Origin of the sequence: Peribacillus phoenicis, from assembly GCF_047238085.1 — a bacterium.
Classification (GTDB): domain Bacteria; phylum Bacillota; class Bacilli; order Bacillales; family DSM-1321; genus Peribacillus.
The window spans coordinates 293,845-311,470 of sequence record NZ_JBDFMF010000001.1; the positions used below are offsets into that span (position 1 = coordinate 293,845).

The 17,626-nt window shown below is 40.5% G+C and carries 17 protein-coding genes and 2 pseudogenes; 16 read left to right on the top strand and 3 right to left on the bottom strand.

All coding sequences use genetic code 11. The annotated features are described in order from the left end of the window. Nucleotides 1-396: 396 nt before the first annotated feature. Nucleotides 397-1,596 carry an MFS transporter gene (locus tag ABC374_RS01430; RefSeq protein ID WP_413015403.1) on the bottom strand — a complete coding sequence of 400 codons (1,200 nt, stop codon included), beginning with the start codon at nt 1,594-1,596 and terminating at the stop codon, nt 397-399. A gap of 13 nt (nt 1,597-1,609) precedes the next feature. After that, nucleotides 1,610-2,029, bottom strand: a complete 420-nt coding sequence (locus ABC374_RS01435; protein ID WP_350302778.1) for a MarR family winged helix-turn-helix transcriptional regulator — start codon at nt 2,027-2,029, stop codon at nt 1,610-1,612. Between the two features lie 321 nt (nt 2,030-2,350). Between ABC374_RS01435 and ABC374_RS01440 the strand changes: the two genes are divergently transcribed. From ABC374_RS01440 to ABC374_RS01470, 7 genes and pseudogenes are all read left to right on the top strand, one after another. Then, the gene (locus tag ABC374_RS01440) at nt 2,351-4,399 is read left to right on the top strand and encodes a BglG family transcription antiterminator (protein ID WP_413015405.1); all 2,049 of its coding nucleotides are present in this window, start codon (nt 2,351-2,353) and stop codon (nt 4,397-4,399) included. A gap of 24 nt (nt 4,400-4,423) precedes the next feature. After that, nucleotides 4,424-4,903, top strand: a complete 480-nt coding sequence (locus tag ABC374_RS01445; protein ID WP_413015407.1) for a PTS sugar transporter subunit IIA — start codon at nt 4,424-4,426, stop codon at nt 4,901-4,903. A 4-nt stretch (nt 4,904-4,907) separates the two neighbouring features. Further along, nucleotides 4,908-5,192, top strand: a complete 285-nt coding sequence (locus tag ABC374_RS01450; RefSeq protein WP_413015409.1) for a PTS sugar transporter subunit IIB — start codon at nt 4,908-4,910, stop codon at nt 5,190-5,192. Nucleotides 5,193-5,244: 52 nt separating this feature from the next. Next, nucleotides 5,245-6,517: pseudogene (locus ABC374_RS01455) on the top strand (PTS galactitol transporter subunit IIC). A 29-nt stretch (nt 6,518-6,546) separates the two neighbouring features. Next, nucleotides 6,547-7,593, top strand: a complete 1,047-nt coding sequence (locus tag ABC374_RS01460; protein WP_413015411.1) for a galactitol-1-phosphate 5-dehydrogenase — start codon at nt 6,547-6,549, stop codon at nt 7,591-7,593. Nucleotides 7,594-7,599: 6 nt separating this feature from the next. Further along, a complete protein-coding gene (locus ABC374_RS01465; RefSeq protein WP_413015413.1) occupies nt 7,600-8,637 on the top strand; it encodes a zinc-binding dehydrogenase in 1,038 nt (345 codons plus the stop codon). A gap of 297 nt (nt 8,638-8,934) precedes the next feature. Then, a complete protein-coding gene (locus ABC374_RS01470; protein WP_350301212.1) occupies nt 8,935-9,330 on the top strand; it encodes a VOC family protein in 396 nt (131 codons plus the stop codon). Here the strand turns inward: ABC374_RS01470 and ABC374_RS01475 are convergent. After that, nucleotides 9,327-9,962, bottom strand: coding sequence for a DUF6944 family repetitive protein (locus tag ABC374_RS01475; RefSeq protein ID WP_413015416.1), 636 nt, complete (start codon nt 9,960-9,962; stop codon nt 9,327-9,329). The genes ABC374_RS01470 and ABC374_RS01475 overlap by 4 nt on opposite strands. Before the next feature lie 134 nt (nt 9,963-10,096). Here ABC374_RS01475 and ABC374_RS01480 point away from each other — a divergent pair, with 134 nt between their 5' ends. From ABC374_RS01480 to ABC374_RS01520, 9 genes and pseudogenes are all read left to right on the top strand, one after another. Beyond that, nucleotides 10,097-10,579 carry a DUF4306 domain-containing protein gene (locus ABC374_RS01480; RefSeq protein ID WP_413015418.1) on the top strand — a complete coding sequence of 161 codons (483 nt, stop codon included), beginning with the start codon at nt 10,097-10,099 and terminating at the stop codon, nt 10,577-10,579. A 216-nt stretch (nt 10,580-10,795) separates the two neighbouring features. After that, a complete protein-coding gene (locus tag ABC374_RS01485) occupies nt 10,796-11,443 on the top strand; it encodes a pentapeptide repeat-containing protein (protein ID WP_413015420.1) in 648 nt (215 codons plus the stop codon). A gap of 170 nt (nt 11,444-11,613) precedes the next feature. Next, the gene (locus ABC374_RS01490) at nt 11,614-12,303 is read left to right on the top strand and encodes a VOC family protein (protein ID WP_413015422.1); all 690 of its coding nucleotides are present in this window, start codon (nt 11,614-11,616) and stop codon (nt 12,301-12,303) included. Nucleotides 12,304-12,466: 163 nt separating this feature from the next. Beyond that, complete coding sequence (gene plsY, locus ABC374_RS01495) at nt 12,467-13,051, top strand: glycerol-3-phosphate 1-O-acyltransferase PlsY (protein ID WP_413015424.1); 585 nt, start codon at nt 12,467-12,469, stop codon at nt 13,049-13,051. A 166-nt stretch (nt 13,052-13,217) separates the two neighbouring features. After that, nucleotides 13,218-13,418 carry a DUF3311 domain-containing protein gene (locus tag ABC374_RS01500; protein ID WP_413015427.1) on the top strand — a complete coding sequence of 67 codons (201 nt, stop codon included), beginning with the start codon at nt 13,218-13,220 and terminating at the stop codon, nt 13,416-13,418. Further along, nucleotides 13,415-13,582: pseudogene (locus ABC374_RS01505) on the top strand (sodium:solute symporter family protein); the annotation flags it as partial. The gene ABC374_RS01500 and the pseudogene ABC374_RS01505, both read left to right, overlap by 4 nt. Nucleotides 13,583-13,693: 111 nt before the next feature. Then, nucleotides 13,694-14,056 carry a thioredoxin family protein gene (locus ABC374_RS01510; protein WP_413020226.1) on the top strand — a complete coding sequence of 121 codons (363 nt, stop codon included), beginning with the start codon at nt 13,694-13,696 and terminating at the stop codon, nt 14,054-14,056. A 176-nt stretch (nt 14,057-14,232) separates the two neighbouring features. Beyond that, entirely contained in the window at nt 14,233-14,739 is a 507-nt protein-coding gene (locus tag ABC374_RS01515) for an RrF2 family transcriptional regulator (protein ID WP_034310735.1), read from the top strand. Between the two features lie 2 nt (nt 14,740-14,741). After that, nucleotides 14,742-17,591, top strand: a complete 2,850-nt coding sequence (locus ABC374_RS01520; RefSeq protein ID WP_413020228.1) for a YhgE/Pip family protein — start codon at nt 14,742-14,744, stop codon at nt 17,589-17,591. The last annotated feature ends 35 nt before the right edge of the window (nt 17,592-17,626 follow it).

The following is a 17,626-nucleotide window of genomic DNA, read 5'->3' on the forward strand; positions in this document are numbered from 1 at the left end:
CTTCTTTTGGTGTAGGTTGAATTATCGGTTGCTAAGGTCGAATTATTTCTATGTAGGTCGAATTATCGGTTGCTAAGGTCGAATAATTACATTGTAGGTCGAATTATCGGTCGTTAAGGCCGAATTATTTGCATGAAAGCTGAATTATCCCCATCGACGGAAGAATTTCAGTAGGCAAGAGGGTTCTATCTAAATTAAAACATAGTTGATTGGAGCGGGTGTGCGAGACTCCTGCTTAGAAAAGCGAGTCCAGGGCGGACCGCCCGCGGAAATCGAGTGCCTGGATCGGAAATCAACGCTAAATTGTACTAGCAAAAAAAAACTGCAGGCAAACTTGATGAAAATCGAGTTTTCCTACAGTTTGGGGATATCCGCCAATGGGATATCCCTTTTTATTTAAATGGAAGCCAAGTTCGTTCTGGCTGTACGTTCCTTCTTGCCGTGCAAGAAGTAGTAAAGGACGGAGGTTGCGATGACCAAAACGCCCAAGATTACATAAAGTGTGCTGTAACCTGTTACCGGAATGATGAATCCCAGAATATAAGGGCCAAAGCCAAGTCCTGCATCAAGCATGATAAAGAAGGTGGACGTTGCCATCCCCATCCGGTGAGGCGGTGTCAGTTTAACGGCAATCGCCTGCGAGCTTGATTGCATATTACCGAATCCAAGGCCAATAAGGAAACCTGCTGCCAGTAAAGTGAAACTATTGGTTGTTAAACTTAGAAGGAGTAAGCCGATTCCGAAAATCATGAAAGCCGGATACATAATGAAGTTTGATCCTTTCCGGTCCATCAATGGTCCTGAGAAAGGACGTGATAACAATACGGCTACTGCGTAAACTACAAAGAAGAAGCTTGCCGTATTGACCAGATCGATTTCAATGGCATAGAAACTGATGAAAGAAAGGACACTGGAATAACAGAATGCCAATAACAGGGTGATGATTGAGATGGGCAGTGCCTTAGGTTCGATGAAATTGGAAAGCTTGAATCCTTTGCTTTCCATAACTTTGGCCGTCACTAACAATGCCGGGACATACAAGAAGAATGCGGTAATCAGGCTGATTACCCCTAAAGCCAGGCAGAAACTGAAAATGACTTGGAAGCTTGTATGTTGAGCCATATACAGACCGATAAAAGGACCGATTGCCGTCGCAAGTGTTGCGCTCATGCTGTAATAGCCGATGCCTTCTCCCTTTCGTGTTGGCGGGATGATCTGGGCGACGATCGTTCCTGTCGCAGTACTCGCCATCCCCATCGCCATCCCGTGGATCAGGCGGTTAACAAGCAGGAAGCCGATTCCAAGGTCCACAAAATATAGAAGAGTTGTCAAAGTGAAAAAGATCAAACCTATGAATAATGTTTTCTTACGGCCGATTGAATCAATGAAACGGCCAATGAACAGACGTCCGATCAACGTCCCGATAATAAAAATACCAGATATGAGTCCGGCTTCACTTGTAGAAGCATCCAATTCATTAACAGCATAGATGGCAAGTGTCACCATCAGTAAATAAAAGATTAATGTTATGAAAAAATTGATGGACGAAACGATGACAAAGTCCTTCGTCCACAGTCTGGTTCTGGATTGGTCCATGTTTATTATCTCCTTACTTTATAATGTTATTTCTTATTTCGCCCATGATGCGTATGGCTGCGAGTTGTTCCTCTTCAGTGATCCCTTTCAAGATCTCCTGTTCGTATTGATCGATTGTCACACGGACTTCACTGTAGATTTTTTTGCCAAGCTCCGTAAGCCGCATTCTTTTCTCGCGTCTATCTTTGCTTGGCACATGCTCGACATACCCCAGCTCTTCCAAGCGGGCAATGGTCCTCGTAATCGTTGGTTTTTCCACACTTTGATAATTGGCAAGCTCTACAAGCGTCGCCGAACCATAATTGATTAAGTAATACAAAATGGACCACTGCGCCCTGTGTAAATCATGCTTGTTCAGCTGGATATTAAGATTATTTTCAAACGGCCGGTACAGCAATAATAATTGCTGAAAGAACTTTTGGTAAGTCTCTATCAGAATCACCCCTTATATCAATATATAGTTACCGTGAGTAATTGTTACCCTGAGTAACTATAATAACAAAACAAATCCATTCTGTCTACTCGGATTTGTAGTATCTTTAGAGAGGACTTTCAATCAGGATTAACGGCTATCACCTTTTGGAAAGCCGTAAGTCGGCTTTTGAAAATCATTTTTCACTTTGGCTTTTGAGACAATTGACAAATCATCGTTAACATCAAGCTGAACAATAAAACGACAAAAAATGAGTCTGAAAGCGTTAACAAATGACATGTTTTTACTGATACACTAAGAACAAGCAAGGGGGAATAATACATGTATTTAGACGAAAGGAGCAATTTAATATTTAAAGAGGTTTTGAGTAATCCGGATATTTCAAATGTAAAGTTAGAAAATAAATATGCTTTGTCCCGAAGACAAGTCAGCTATAGTTTTAATAAAATCAACAACTGGTTAGAAGATAATAATTATCCAACCATTATACGGACAAATAGCGGAAAATTCATCATCAGTCCAATCCTAATTGATTTATTTGCTGAGAAAGTAGGCGAGTCTGCTTCGGCAAATTATATTCTATCTGAAAAAGAAAGAGCTCAACTGATTCTGCTGTTGTTACTGAGTAGCGAGGAAGAACTATCCTTAGCACATTTCTCTATTGAACTGGAAGTAAGCAAGAACACAGTACTTCGAGATATAAAGTACACTCAAATACTGGTCAGGACTTATCAGTTAGAGATTGTTTACTCCAGAATGTACGGTTACGACATAATAGGAAGTGAGTGGAATAAAAGAAAACTATTAGTGAAAGTTCTACAGGTTATAATGGGATTTTATAAGGGTGAACAGTATATTCAGCGGGTGATTCTAATCTCCAGCGAAGAGATCGAAAAGATAAAAATGCAAATGGAAGATGTTGAAAAACAGTTACACCTTCAATTTATCGATGAGAAAATGAAGCTTCTTCCCTATATCATTGCAATTCTATTAAAAAGGATTAAAAAAGGAAAATTAATTACTGATTCCTACCATATTGATTATGAAGAATTATCCGATACCAAGGAGTACGAAGCAGCGGAAATCTTAATCCAAGGTGTTGGAAAAATTCCGAAAGTGGAACGTTTATTCATTACTCTGCAGCTTCTTACGTCAAATGTATTATCAACCCAGTTTTTAACGGATAAAGAAATACCTCAATTAACAAGATCTCTTAGGGACAGCTTAGATCTTTTCGAAAAAAAAGCATGTATCACGCTAAAAGGAAAAGAAGAATTATTGAATAAGCTGGTGCTGCACATGAAGCCAGCATATTACAGAATTAAATATCATTTAACGACCGATTATACTTTGATCGAAAAGGTTAGCGAAGAATTTGAGGCCATTCATTATATTGTGAAAGATGCGATTAAACCATTTGAACAATATATCGGCTGTGAAATACCCGAAAGTGAAATAATGTTTATCACTATTTTTATAGGCGGTCATTTAATCAACAGCGGTGAACGAATTCAAGCCAAGAAAAAAGCTGTTGTTGTCTGTCCAAATGGTGTGTCCATCTCACACTTGATGGAACACACGTTACGGGATTTATTTCCTGAGTTCTACTTTTACCAAGCTTTATCCATTCGTGAATTTGAAAAACTGGAATTTGAATACGATCTTGTGTTTTCACCTGTACCGCTGCAAACAGATAAACATTTGTTTATCATTGACCAATTTATTTCGGACTTTGAAAAGTTACAATTGCGTCAACGTGTAATGAAGGGGATATTCGGCCTCGATTCTTCAGTTATAAATATTGAACAGCTTATCAATGTTATCGAAAAGCATGCAAAGGTAGAAGAGAAACAATTACTCGAAAAAGCCCTGCAAAATTACTTTTCATTTCAAGCAACAAATGAAATTTCGCAGAAATCAGATTATGTTCTATCCGATTTTATCACTCCAGAAACCATTGTTTTACAAGAAAGAGTAGAGGATTGGAAGGAAGCGATTGCACTGGCAGCTGGGCCCCTTCTGCAAAAAGGCGCAGTTACTAAATCTTATGTAGAGGTGATACAAAAACAATATCCAAAGATGTCACCTCATATCGTACTGCGATTAAATATCGCGATCCCTCATGCAAGTCCTGAGGATGGAGTCAATAGAGTTGGCATGAGCTTATTGAGGATAAGAGAGGGTCTTGAATTTGATGATAAACATAAAGTACACCTTGTCGTAGTTATTGCGGCATTGGATAAGAAAAAGCATCTTAATGCGTTGTTACAATTAATGAAACTAGCCGACAAAACTGAGGTCATAAATGAAATGGCTCAAATGGATCATCTAAGCGATATTTATAAAGTAATTCAAGACTATTCGGTATAAAAAAATCGGATTGGAGGATAGAACATGCCATTGGAGCAATTTGTTAGAGATGATTTAATTAAACTTCATATTGAATGTGAAAACCAAGATCAGCTTTTTGATGTGATGTATCAAGAAGCATTCAAACTAGGGTATGTTAGTGACTCTTTTCTAGGTAAGATCAAAGAAAGGGAAGCTTCCTTCCCAACGGGGCTAAATATGGACCATTACAACGTAGCCATACCTCATACGGATCCAGAATGTGTTTTCGAACAATTTATTGGTGTCGTCACACTTGAAAAACCTGTACGATTTCGTTTGATGGATGACAATACAAAAGAAGTTGATGTATATGTCGTATTAATGCTGGGGCTTAATCAACCGCACAGTCAGCTGAAGGTATTGCAACAGTTAATGGAAGTGATTCAAGATGAACGTAATTATAAGCAAATTTCACAGGCACAAACAAACGAAGAGATTCATTCTGTTTTTAAAAAAATTAATTTGAATGCAAAGGGAGAGTAATGATATGAAAAAGTATACAGTTCTAGTAGCGTGTGGTGCAGGGATTGCGACTTCAACGGTGGTATGTGACCGAGTGGAAAATTTATTGAAGGATAATCATGTAAATGCTGAGGTTGTGCAATGCAAAATATCTGAAGTATCTTCCCGTCAAGAAAGTGCGGATTTGATCGTTTCTACTACTATTTTACCAACAACATATAACATTCCAGCAGAAATTGCGACTGCATACATTACTGGAATTGGGATGGATAAATTAGATCAGAGAATCTTAGGTCATTTAAAAAGCTAAACCGCACATAATTTTTAATCCTAAAAAGAAAAGGAAAGCAGGGGGGTTAATTATGGATAAGCTTTTATCAGTGGTTCAGGAAGTATTGAATTTAGGGCCTACGGTGATCCTGCCAATTGCGATTTTAATTATTGGAATGATGTTTGGAACGGGATTTAAGAAAGCGTTTAAATCTGGTATCATCATCGGAATTGGATTTGTGGGGATCAATCTGGTTATTAATTTGCTCATTACAAACCTAGGTCCGGCCGCCCAACAAATGGTAGAACGTTTTGGTTCTTAACTTAACAGTGATTGATACAGGATGGCCGTCTGCTGCAGCCCTTTCATTTGCTTCCCCAGTGGCAGCTATACTGATTCCCATTTGTTTTTTTCTCAATATTGCGCTTATTTTATTGAAATTAACTAAAACACTGAATATTGACATTTGGAATTACTGGCATTTTATTGCTGCGGGGGCGACAGGGTATGTTGTAACGGGTAGCTGGTGGTTTGCCATTTTATGTACCATTCTTTATCAGTTGGCCGTTCTGTTCGTAGCAGACAAAACAGCACCGATGGTTCAAAAATTCTACGGGCTGGAAGGGATTTCGTTGCCAACTGGCTCTACGGCAGCATTTGCACCAATTGGTATTTTGGTAGGGATGTTTATCTCTAAAATTCCCGTAATCCGAAACCTGCATGCAGACCCGGATTCTATCCAAAAACGTTTTGGCATTTTTGGAGAACCGATGATGATGGGATTAATTCTTGGCTGTGTAATTGGTTTACTGGCCGGTTATGGACCAGGTGATATTTTTCAAACGGGTATCTCTTTAGGAGCGGTTATGCTACTGCTTCCGCGAATGGTGAAAATCTTGATGGAAGGACTTATCCCCATTTCTGAGGCCGCTCGCTCTTTCCTGCAAAAACGCTATGGCGACCGGGAGCTCTATATCGGCTTGGATGCAGCGTTAGCTGTAGGTCATCCCGCTGTTCTATCAACCGCATTGATTCTAGTTCCGATTACATTGTTTCTGGCCGTTATTTTACCAGGAAACAAGGTATTGCCTTTTGGTGACTTAGCAACGATTCCGTTTTATGTTGCGTTTGTGGTTGGATTTCTTAGAGGGAACATTGTCCATTCGGTCCTTGCAGGTACAGTGATGATTGCTTTTTCTCTATACATGGCGACAGACTTTGCCATCATTCATACACAGATGATGGAAGGGGCTAAATTTGACATGCCCGAAGGTGCCACACTCATTTCCAGCCTGGATATGGGCGGAAACTTGTTCAACTGGATCATTCTTAAATTCTCGCAATTATGGGCATCCATTTTCTAAGATTACTATAGTAAAAGAGGTAATGACTGATGAAAGCTGCCGTTTTATATTCAGAAAATCATATTATATGTGAAGAAATAGATATCAATCCATGTGAAGCGAATGAAGTCAAAATAAAAGTGATGGCCGCTGGAATTTGCGGCTCTGATACACACAAGATGACGAATAAATGGAAATATACACTGCCAGCTATTATGGGCCATGAGTTCTCAGGCTATGTTGTTGAAGCGGGTAAAGATGTTACTGATATAAATATTGGCGATCGTGTGGTCGCGATTCCTTTCATTCCTTGTCGTGAATGTGAGTATTGTAGGCGAGGGGAATATTCTGTATGCGAAAATCACGGAATGATTGGTTCTAAATCATTCGGTGCGTTTGCCCAGTATGTTAACATTCCATCCGTCAATGTGCTACCGATAGGGGAGATGGATTTTGAGGAAGCAGCCATGATCGAGCCATTGGCCGTTGCGCTTCACGGAGTATTAAATATTAAACCACGACTTGGCGATGTAGTAGCGGTATTTGGAGCTGGAACGATTGGCATTTTAACGATACAGTGGCTGAAAATTGCCGGAGCAAAAGAAATTATCGCAATTGATATTTCCGATGATAAATTAGCTGAGGCAGCTGCCTTGGGATGCGAGAGAACCATCAATCCAATGAAAGAGGATTTAACTGAAAAAATTAGCGAGTACACAAGTGGAATAGGCGTGGACATTGCGCTCGAGTGTGCGGGGTCTAAAGTAACACAGGAACAGTGCTTGCTGGTTACGCGAAAAAAAGGAAAAGTCGGCTATTTAGGAATCGCTTATTCAGATGTTCATCTTTCCGAACAAGCATTTGAGAGTATTTTTAGAAGAGAATTAACATTAAAAGGGTTTTGGAATTCATATTCAGCTCCATTCCCGGGTGAAGAATGGACGAAGAGCATCGATTTTATCAATAAAGGGAGAATCGTGCTAAAAGAATTAATTTCTCATCGTTTTGGGCTCGAAGATACGCAAAAGGCCTTTAACATGATCATAAATCGGGATGAGACGTATGGAAAAGTGCTGATCATCCCAAATAAGGAGTGAATAGACATGAAAGCAGTAATGAAAACAGCACCGGGACAGGACAATATGTCACTTGAAAATCTACCGGAACCAAAAGTGCAAAATGATCTGGTCAAAATCAAAGTGGCCTATACAGGAATCTGCGGTACAGACATTCATACCTTTACTGGGGAATATCGAAATTCAAAAACGCCTGTTGTGCTTGGGCATGAATTTTCTGGGACGGTTGTAGAAGTTGGGAATGGTGTTACAAAAGTTAAAGTAGGAGATAAAGTAACGAGCGAAACCACATATACTACGTGCGGAAATTGTGTATATTGCTTGGAAAAAGATTATAACCTGTGTTCAAACCGCACCGGAATAGGCACACAAGTAAACGGAAGCTTTGCAGAATATGTACTCTCCCGTGAAGAAAGCATTCACGTACTGCCAGAGGACATTAGCCTGAAAGCAGCCGCTTTGACCGAGCCGCTTGCTTGCTGTGTACATGCAGCATTAGAAAAAACAACTATAGAAGAAGACGATAAAGTCCTTATTTTTGGACCGGGTCCCATTGGTCTTCTGCAATGTCAGGTAGTCAAGGCTCAAGGTGCTTTCGTCATTATGGCGGGTATTACAAAGGATAAAAATCGGCTCGATTTGGCTAAATCACTGGGTGCAGATGTTATTGTTGATATTCAGGAAGAGAACTTGGAAGAAATCGTTTTTAAGCAAACAAACGGTTACGGAGTGGATAAATTATTTGAGTGTTCTGGTGCAGTGCCGGCTATTAATCAAGGCCTGCCATTGGTGAAGAAAAAAGGTACATTCGTACAAGTTGGCATTTCTAGAGAGAAAATGAATCCAATTGATCAAGAATCGGTCATTCAAAGGGAAATTCAGTATGTTGGCACACGCTCTCAAAAGCCAAGCTCTTGGCATACAGCATTGGAGCTGCTGAAAGAACATAAGATCGATACAGAAAAAATGGTGACGAAAATTGTCTCATTGGAAGATTGGCGCCAAGGATTTGAAGCAGTTCTATCGGGAAATGAAATTAAAGTCCTTGTTAAATCCCTGTCATGATAACACCTTAGTATGCTGAAAATTAAATCATCATACCCGTTCCTCTTAACTGGAGCGGGTATTCCTACAATTTCGGGGAGCATCGATCTTCCTCTGAAGGTGATAAATTATGCAGTCTGCTACATTTCTCACCTAATAATAATAGTCGAAAAGGGCAGTCAATCCCACATATCTTTCCTGCTTCTTTTTAGACTTCAAGCTTAAGAAAAGTTTGAGTTTACGATTGTCTCAACCCTGTGTTTTACTATATATCAATGCCACTGGTTGTTAAGTGACACGATAAAGGAGGATGATAAGTTGTCAAAGGGATATCTTCATCATATTGAGCTGAATGTTACAAATTTAAAGAGGAGCATTGATTTTTGGGCCTGGTTTTTGGACGAGATGGGCTATGAGCCATTTCAGGAGTGGGTAAGCGGGAAGAGTTGGAGATTGGGTGATATGTACATTGTTTTTGTACAAGCGGAAACAAGGTTTCTTGACATTCCCTATCATAGGGGACGAGTGGGTCTTAACCATTTAGCCTTTCACGCCACTTGCCGGCAACAGGTTGATGAGATCGCAAGAAAGTTAAGGGGCAGAGGAGTTACCATCCTTTATGCCGACAAGCATCCATTTGCCGGCGGGAAGGATCATTATGCCGTATATTTCGAAGATCCCGATCGGATGAAGGTCGAACTCGTGGCCCCTTAATCTACGTAATAGTTGGCATAGCTATAATGTCCTTTCTCAGGTTGTTCGGGTTCTGGGCCAAGTGAAAAGGCCTCGATCAATATAAATGCACCGAAAACTTGGGTCCAGCTGCCTAGTAAAAGAATTTGTTCTCCCATCCGTACTTTTTCATTTAAAATGAAGATATTTCCGACCGATTCCAAAAAAGAACCGGCTGCAATGAGTCCATTTCCCTTGACTTCAAAAGAGCGTGAAATGGACTCCTCCGTCAATGATGCCCCGAAGGCTTCAAAAACGGCACCAAGGCCTTGGATTCCACTGCCGATTGCATCGGTTCTGGTGCCCTCCTCCACTGAACCACTCAACTGCATATCTATTCCAACTGCATTTGCGATATTGCCAATAGCCTCAAGCCAAGCACCGAATATGAAATAGGTTTCCGAATGTTCATTTTCCGGGTTCAGCATTTTCGAACGGCAGATTGCTTGCAGCGAATTTCCAACGGCTTCAATACCATTCCCTTTGAGGACGAGATCTTTTCCAAGATTAGTGCTCGTTAAAGTTTGCCGGGTTTGCCCGATTGCACCTACAAGTGTGCCGATGCCGAGTAACCATGCTCCTGAAATAAGGAGGTCATCTCCATGAGTGATCATATCTCAAACGCTCCTTAAAAGTGGTTAGATTATATTATTCAGGTAACAGTGTTTGTTTACATATTGCTTTATCACTTTGGGCTCGGTTGAAAATTACCCACTTATTGGTATAATGACAGCTGGAGGAGATGATATTGACTTTTAATAATTTTTTACAAATGATTATCACTGCACTTTTCTTTATGGTTTTTACGTTTTGTACCTGGTATGAAGGCAGTGAAATTCTGGATAGACCTTCGGAATGGAAGTATTCCACGCCTTTCACACAAGTAAATGATGATCAGGCAATGGATGCAGATGATATTTTGAATTTCGATTATTTCGTGTATGCCGCAAAATTCAAACCGTTATTTCCATTTCTTATGGTCCTAGCCTCATCGTACTTAATCATACTTACGGGATATATCCTGTTCAAAAGAAGGATTAAAAAAATGGCTCTATTCTTGTTGGGATTTGGTGTCCTTTTTCTGTTTTCAAGTGGTTTTGTATCCAATTCCCCGACTGTTGGAGGAAATATCTTTACAGCATTTTTTCTGATAGGCGGAATGATAGCGATAATAGGTGCAGCTCTATATTTTTTCCGGATGCCAACAGGATTCAATACGATCATGAAGTAAGCAAGGCTGCCGATGAGGCAGCTTTTTTTTGTGCAAAATGTTGACACAAAATAACGAAAAATAATAGTCATTTTCGCGAAATTCTTAGATTGAACTTCACTGTAATGTAGTTTATAGTTAAGGCGAAATTTAGTAGACCAGTTGCTATATTACCGGCGATGAACCCTATCGAATGGATAAACCAGTGATTGAAGAATAAAGCGAAAAGGTGATAATATGTCAGGCAAAATCAAAATTGAACAGCCAAAAATCCCCCAAGACTTAACACAAGCGAACTTTCAGGAAATATATTATCAGGATGAGCCTTATCTTGAGTCCCGTATCATAACCAACTGCACGATCGATAGAGAAAAAATGGACAAAATCGTATTATCACAGATTGTTTTTAAAAATGTGACATTCAGTGATGTATCATTCAGGAATATCGAGCTGACGGATGTCATCTTTGATCATTGCGATTTAACGAATGCCGATTTCATGGGCGGCTCGATTCATCGTGTGGAATTCAAAGAGTCCAAACTTTTAGGCATTAACCTGTCTGACGCAAGCTTAGGGAATGTCTTCTTTGAGAATTGCAACCTGAATTTAAGTGCCTTTGGTTATTCCAGTTTAAAGCAAGTGGGGTTCGATCATTGCTCATTGGAAAGTGCTGATTATTATGAGTGTAAATTCATTAAAGTGAAGTTCGAAACATGTAGATTAAATGAAGTGAACTTTTCCCGGACACCGCTCAAAGGAATTGATATTAGCAGTTCTACATTTCAAAGGATTACCGTATCCCCGGAAGATCTGAAAGGATGCGAAGTTTCCCCGGACCAAGCGATAGTTTTTGCAGCCATGCTTGGACTGAAAATTAAAGAGTGAACCTTTCAATAAGGCTGAAACGAGGGACCACCGAATTTGGCGGTCCTTTTTGAGTTATTTGTGGTAAAGATAGGAAGGTTGAATAGAATTATATGGTTTTTGAATAGTACGGAATGTTTGCATAAATGCAGGATATCTTTACAATATTTGTTAAGTGGAAGGGGGATTGGATGTTGATTATCAATAAGGTCACTTTGTATAGTCATGCCTGGATTGAAATGCGGAGTTTTTATGTTGATGTATTAGGATTTGAGTTACTATCGAAAACTGATGATGGTTTTGAAATTAAGGCTGGGGAAAGTGTGCTTGAAATTAAAAAATATCATCACAAGGAAAAGCCTTTTTACCATTTTGCCATGAACATACCGACCAATTTATTTACTTCGGCAAAAGCATGGGCGAAATCAAAAGTGGAATTGACTAGAGAAGATGATGATGACGAAGTTTATTTCAGCTTTTCAGACGCACATTCTTTTTATTTTTTAGACCCTTCAGGCAACATTGTCGAATTCATATCGAGATATTCCGTATCACCCGAATCCGAGGCTGAGTCTTTTTCAGCTCAAAACATCCTGTGCATCAGTGAAATAAACATTACGACAGATGAAGTCAGGGCTTTGGGAAATCAGTTAATAAGTAATGGTGTACCTGTAAGGAAGGGTGAAGCGATAAGTGAAGATGGATTGAATTTCATGGGGGAACATGAAGCAGGTTCGTTTTTACTTTTAGGTCCAAGGAAACGGCGTTGGATTTTCTCGGATAAAGAGTCGGAAATCTTTCCGCTTTCGCTAGTCATAAATCAGCAACTGGATATTTCATTGGATGGCGAAGGATTTATGGAACTGAAAAAGGTGGAATGATGTAGATTTATATTTTGGTAATGAACTTCAAGCGACCGATTGGAATCATGAAAGCTAGCACAGAAGCAGGGCTGCCTGTATTTCCTATGCCGGTTTTATCATCGGGATTGTAAAAGAAGGAATGAAAGAATAATTTTCAATAATAACAAGAAGAAGGTAATTTATGCTTAACATGATAATTCTCCTATCAAGTTACTTAATAGGTTCCATCCCATTTGCTTTGGTCATCGGGAAATCGTTTTACAGTACCGATATCCGCGGATATGGGAGTGGAAATCTTGGCGCAACTAATAGTTTTAGGATATTGGGCAAGACAGCAGGGGCGATTGTGGCATTTGCTGATTTATTGAAAGGTTTCATAGCCTGCGCACTCCCGATGGCGCTGCATACCAACGTTTCCCCTGCACTATGCGGCTTACTTGCGATAATTGGCCACGCCTTTCCTGTTTTCGCGGGATTTAAAGGGGGAAAGGCCGTGGCAACATCGGCGGGGGTGTTTTTATTTTTAGCTCCATTAGGTACATTCATTGCTAGCATGGTATTTCTCATTAGTTTGCTATCTTCAAAATATGTATCTCTCAGTTCGATGCTGGGGTGCATTTCCATATTGATATACAGCTTATTATTTGAAGGCAGGATCATCATTGCACTCTCATCATTTATTTGTTTATTCGTCGTCATTTTGCATCGGGAAAATATAAAGAGAATTTGGAAGGGCACGGAAGCAAAAGTGGGCAGGACCTTTTGATAGCAGGAGAGAATTACATACAAATATTTATGGTTCGCTCAATATTCTAAGTGAATACAATAAACTTCTTTTTTCATGGCTTTGCTCCTTGGGTTATGGTGAAATCAATGTTCGTGTTACTGCCTTATTAGATTTAGTCAATATCATTAGATAAGAGGAGAATTTCATGAAACCAATTTATTTTCTTTCTTTAATTCCTGTAATCGCCATACTTGGCGGGCCTTTTTGGGCTAATAGTATCGAACCGTATATTATTGGCATGCCGCTATTCTTTTTCTGGAACTTTTCGTGGCTGATCTTTACCGCATTAGTGGTTTTTATTATTTATATGTTAGATCCCAAGAATAAAGAGAGGGAAGAGAAATGATTATTGCGATCATCATTATTTTCAGTTTCCTGCTGCTGTCACTATATTTAGGGATTAGGGCTAGAAAAGGCAGGGATATGGACCTTGAACAGGGGACGGTAGGCGGACGCGGGTTCGGTCCCCATTTCGAGGATTTCTTCTTTCATAAACGAGAGATTTGGACTCCAAGAAAAGGCTGCATCGCGCAAAGCATAACCGGGCAAGAGTTAGATTGTTCAGGATAAACCGTTTGTGCTGTGAAGGAATTAATTATATATTAATCCTTGAGTACATTAATTCATGGATTAAAGTATGATGATAAGAAAAGCCCGGAGGAGACAATCATGAAAAATATCAATACAGAACAAGAATATCGTGAACAAATCAACCAAGAGGGACTGACAGTCGGGATTTTTACGACTACATGGTGTCCGGACTGCAAACGTTTAGACATGTTCATCGATGAGATCACTCATGAACATCAAGACAAACAGTGGTTTACGATCGATCGTGACGAGTTCCCTGAGATTTCTGAAGAGCAAACGGTAATGGGAATTCCATCACTATTAGTATTTAAAAATGGGGAAAAGGTTGCGCACCTCCACAGTGCAAATGCTAAAACTCCAGAAGCGGTCAATGAATTTCTAAATGACCTATAAAAGATCTTGAAAAGGTGAACCCCTTATTGTGCTGTAATGAGGGGTTCATCTTTTTTTTTAGAAATTTTTTCTAGAAATGACTTGATTTCTAAGGTGAAACGGGTTTTAATTATAGATACCGAATATCCATTATGGATATATGATATCCACATACATATTAAAAGAGGTGAACTGATTTGCAATTAACAAAAGGGGTGGAGCAAGCCATATGCATCATCGTTATACTCTCTACCCAGGATAAAAATGTCCCGCTTTCGTCTAATGAGATCAGCAGGCGATTAGAGGTGTCTCCTTCTTATTTGAAAAAAATCATAAGGAAATTGGTCGTAAAGCAGATAATCACTTCCGTTCCTGGTAATAACGGCGGCCTTACTCTTGCCAAAAGTGTAGATAAGATTAAAAACCTTGAAATTATTGAGGCGATGGAAGGTCCCATTTCGATGTTTCCGGATACAGGACTTATAGAAAAAGCGTTTAAAGATGGAGAGTATGCAGAGAAGGGAATGGACGTCCTTCGTCGGATGTTTTCTCGGGCGGATCAACTTTTAATAGAGTTCTTTTCCAGCCAAACAGTGGCAGATTTGCTTAAAGAAAGCTTTGGCACCACGGACATACCGACTCTTAATTGGAATACCGCGTCATTGAGTGATGTACTGCGTGAAAAGAAAGGTGAAAAGAAGTGAACATGCTTAAACAAGAATGGAAGCTTTTCCTTACAAATCGAAAACTGGTCGGTGTCGCAATCGTTTTACTGTTCGTCCCGATTATTTATGGGGGGTTATTCCTTAGTTCTGCTTGGAATCCATACGGAAATACAGGCAAATTGCCTGTTGCAGTCGTGAATAAGGATGTGAAGGCGGAATATGAGGGAAAAACCTTAACAGTCGGTAATGAGCTAGTCGAGCAATTAAAGGACAATGATGATTTAGAATGGCATTTCGTAACGGAAAAAGCGGCGAAAAAAGGGTTTGATGATGGTACATATTATATGGTCGTTACCATTCCGGAGGATTTTTCAAAAAATGCTTCTACCGTCATGGATGATAAGCCCAAAAAAATGAATCTGACGTATGATGTGAATCCAGGACGCAGTTTCGTTTCTGAAACGGTCGGGAAACAGGCAACGAATAATTTGAAAACGGAAATTGCCGAAAGTGTCACAAAAGAATATGCGGAAGCGATCTTCTCCCAACTGGATGAAATCGGAGAAGGATTCGGCGATGCGGCAGATGGGGCATCAAAATTGGATGACGGTGCAAAAAAACTGCATGATGGAAACAAAGAAGTGACGGAAAATCTGAATAAGTTAGCTTCGAGCACATTAACTTTTAAAGATGGAGCGAATAAACTTCAAATTGGCGTTGGCGAGTTTTTGGAAGGAGCCAACAAGCTTGAAAGTGGCGCATCGGATCTAAATAAGGGAATTTCACAATATACTTCCGGTGTCGGTCAGTTGCAAAAGGGTGCGGATGAACTAGCATCAGGCACAGGGGAATTAGCTAGTAATAGTGAAGCACTTATACAAGGTTCTTCCCAACTTTCCACTGGTTTGGCCAAAGTGGTTCCAGGAGCGCAAACTTTAAATACTGGATTGGCACAAGCGCAAACAGGCAGTGCGAATTTGAATGATGGGTTGAATCAATTATCACAAAATGCAAGCCAGCTGACGGACCAATCGACAGGAATTCCAAAATTGGCAGCAGGTCAGCAGAGTTTAAATCAGGGAATCAATAAACTGGCAGAAGGTAGCCAGGCATTAAATGACGGCCTGAAAAAAATGGATGGCCAATTGCCCGCAGAAGAACAGCTGAATCAGCTTAAGCAAGGACTGACAAGCATTCAAAGCGGTGTAAATCAATTGCAAGAAGCGGTTCCAGCAGGAAGCAGCACGTCCGGTACCGTATCCGGCATTACCGAAGATCTCAATAACAGTCAAGCGGCTTTAACGGAACTTCAATCAACGATTGCGAATAATGGTCAGAGCACGATCAATGCCGTTCAAAACACGGAAGCCTTCAAAAGCATGACCAGTGAACAGCAATCCGAATTAATCGGAGCGGTTCAAAATGAACTTCAAAGCCAGGCGGAAGCACAAAAACGAATCGCATCGACTCTTGCTGCAAGTGTATCCGACTTATCAACGCAATTAACGGATAAAGTAATGCCTGTATTGAATGGATTAGGCCAGCTTCCGGAACAAGTGGCCAATTTAAATAATGCGGTGAATAAAGTCAATCCAAACGCTGTTTCAGCGTTAAACGGATATACGGCAATAAGGAACGCACTGGAAGAACAATTGATTCCTGGTGCGACCCAATTAAATGGCGGCTTGAATGAAGCTGTCGAAGGAAGCAATCAATTAACGGCGGCAACACAAAGTTTAAATGAACGGACACCAGAATTAGTGAAGGGGATTAACCAGTTAGCACAAGGCGGTTCCTCGTTAAATAATGGCCTTTCAAAACTAACTGAGGGATCTGGTCAGTTGGTTGATGGAGTTTCACAACTGCAATCAGGGTCATCCTCCTTTGGGAATGGTCTTGAGAAGTACGCATTTGGTGTTAGCCAAGTCGGCGAAGGGGCAAGCAAACTGGCTAATGGGGCCAATCAACTGAATGCCAACTCAGCGGCCTTGAACGAGGGCTCATCAGCACTTGTTAAAGGCACTGAACAATTGGCAAGCAATCTGCCTACTTTGAGCAATGGAGTCATCCAGCTTGCTGATGGCGCAGGTAAGATCAATGAAGGTTCATCAGCACTTGCTGAAGGTTCCGGTAAATTGGGTGATGGAATCTCCTCACTTGAAGATGGAACTGTCGAGCTTTCGGAAAAACTCAGTGATGGTGCAGAAGAAATAAGTGAAAATAAAACAAACGATGATAATTACAGCATGATTGCTGAACCGACACAGGTCAAAGAACAAAAAAGCAGTGACGTGCCGAATTATGGTCATGCACTGGCTCCTTATGTATTGTCTCTAGGGTTATTTGTTGGAGCTATTGCCTTCAATATGGGATTCCCGACAGGATTGCCTTCTACAAGGCCTACATCAGGAGTGGCATGGTGGTTCAGTAAATTTACGGTCCTATTCATCCAAGCGACGCTTTCTGCATTAGTGTTGGATGCGATCATGGTTTGGGGAATGGATTTACAGGTCGAGAACATGGGGCAATTCATTGGGGTTTCCATACTGACTTCACTTACGTTCATGTTCATCGTTACTTTCTTGACCGTAGGGTTTGGAAATCCAGGTCGTTTATTGGCGATGATATTCCTTGTATTACAGTTAGGTGCAAGCGGAGGAATGTTCCCTGTGGAGCTGACCAATAACTTCTTCAGTCATGTTCACCCGTTCATACCGATGACATACTCTGTCATGGGCTTCCGTCAGGCGATGAGTACGAGCCTTGGAGCGGATGCATTGACAACGAGTATAGTGTTCCTTACTGGATGCATCATTGTCTTTAATCTGCTGCTATTGCTAACGATGGTCATCAAGAAGCGCAAAGCACACAATATTGAGATGGATGCATAAACTAATGAAGAAAAACCCCGGTGCAATGCGCCGGG

Excerpts from the sequence above, each read along its gene's own strand:
- ABC374_RS01430 (WP_413015403.1), bottom strand. The coding sequence starts at position 1,596 with ATGGACCAATCCAGAACCAGACTGTGGACGAAGGACTTTGTCATCGTT.
- ABC374_RS01440 (WP_413015405.1), top strand. The coding sequence starts at position 2,351 with ATGTATTTAGACGAAAGGAGCAATTTAATATTTAAAGAGGTTTTGAGT.
- ABC374_RS01445 (WP_413015407.1), top strand. The coding sequence starts at position 4,424 with ATGCCATTGGAGCAATTTGTTAGAGATGATTTAATTAAACTTCATATT.
- ABC374_RS01450 (WP_413015409.1), top strand. The coding sequence starts at position 4,908 with ATGAAAAAGTATACAGTTCTAGTAGCGTGTGGTGCAGGGATTGCGACT.
- ABC374_RS01460 (WP_413015411.1), top strand. The coding sequence starts at position 6,547 with ATGAAAGCTGCCGTTTTATATTCAGAAAATCATATTATATGTGAAGAA.
- ABC374_RS01465 (WP_413015413.1), top strand. The coding sequence starts at position 7,600 with ATGAAAGCAGTAATGAAAACAGCACCGGGACAGGACAATATGTCACTT.
- ABC374_RS01475 (WP_413015416.1), bottom strand. The coding sequence starts at position 9,962 with ATGATCACTCATGGAGATGACCTCCTTATTTCAGGAGCATGGTTACTC.
- ABC374_RS01485 (WP_413015420.1), top strand. The coding sequence starts at position 10,796 with ATGTCAGGCAAAATCAAAATTGAACAGCCAAAAATCCCCCAAGACTTA.
- ABC374_RS01490 (WP_413015422.1), top strand. The coding sequence starts at position 11,614 with ATGTTGATTATCAATAAGGTCACTTTGTATAGTCATGCCTGGATTGAA.
- plsY (WP_413015424.1), top strand. The coding sequence starts at position 12,467 with ATGCTTAACATGATAATTCTCCTATCAAGTTACTTAATAGGTTCCATC.
- ABC374_RS01500 (WP_413015427.1), top strand. The coding sequence starts at position 13,218 with ATGAAACCAATTTATTTTCTTTCTTTAATTCCTGTAATCGCCATACTT.
- ABC374_RS01520 (WP_413020228.1), top strand. The coding sequence starts at position 14,742 with ATGCTTAAACAAGAATGGAAGCTTTTCCTTACAAATCGAAAACTGGTC.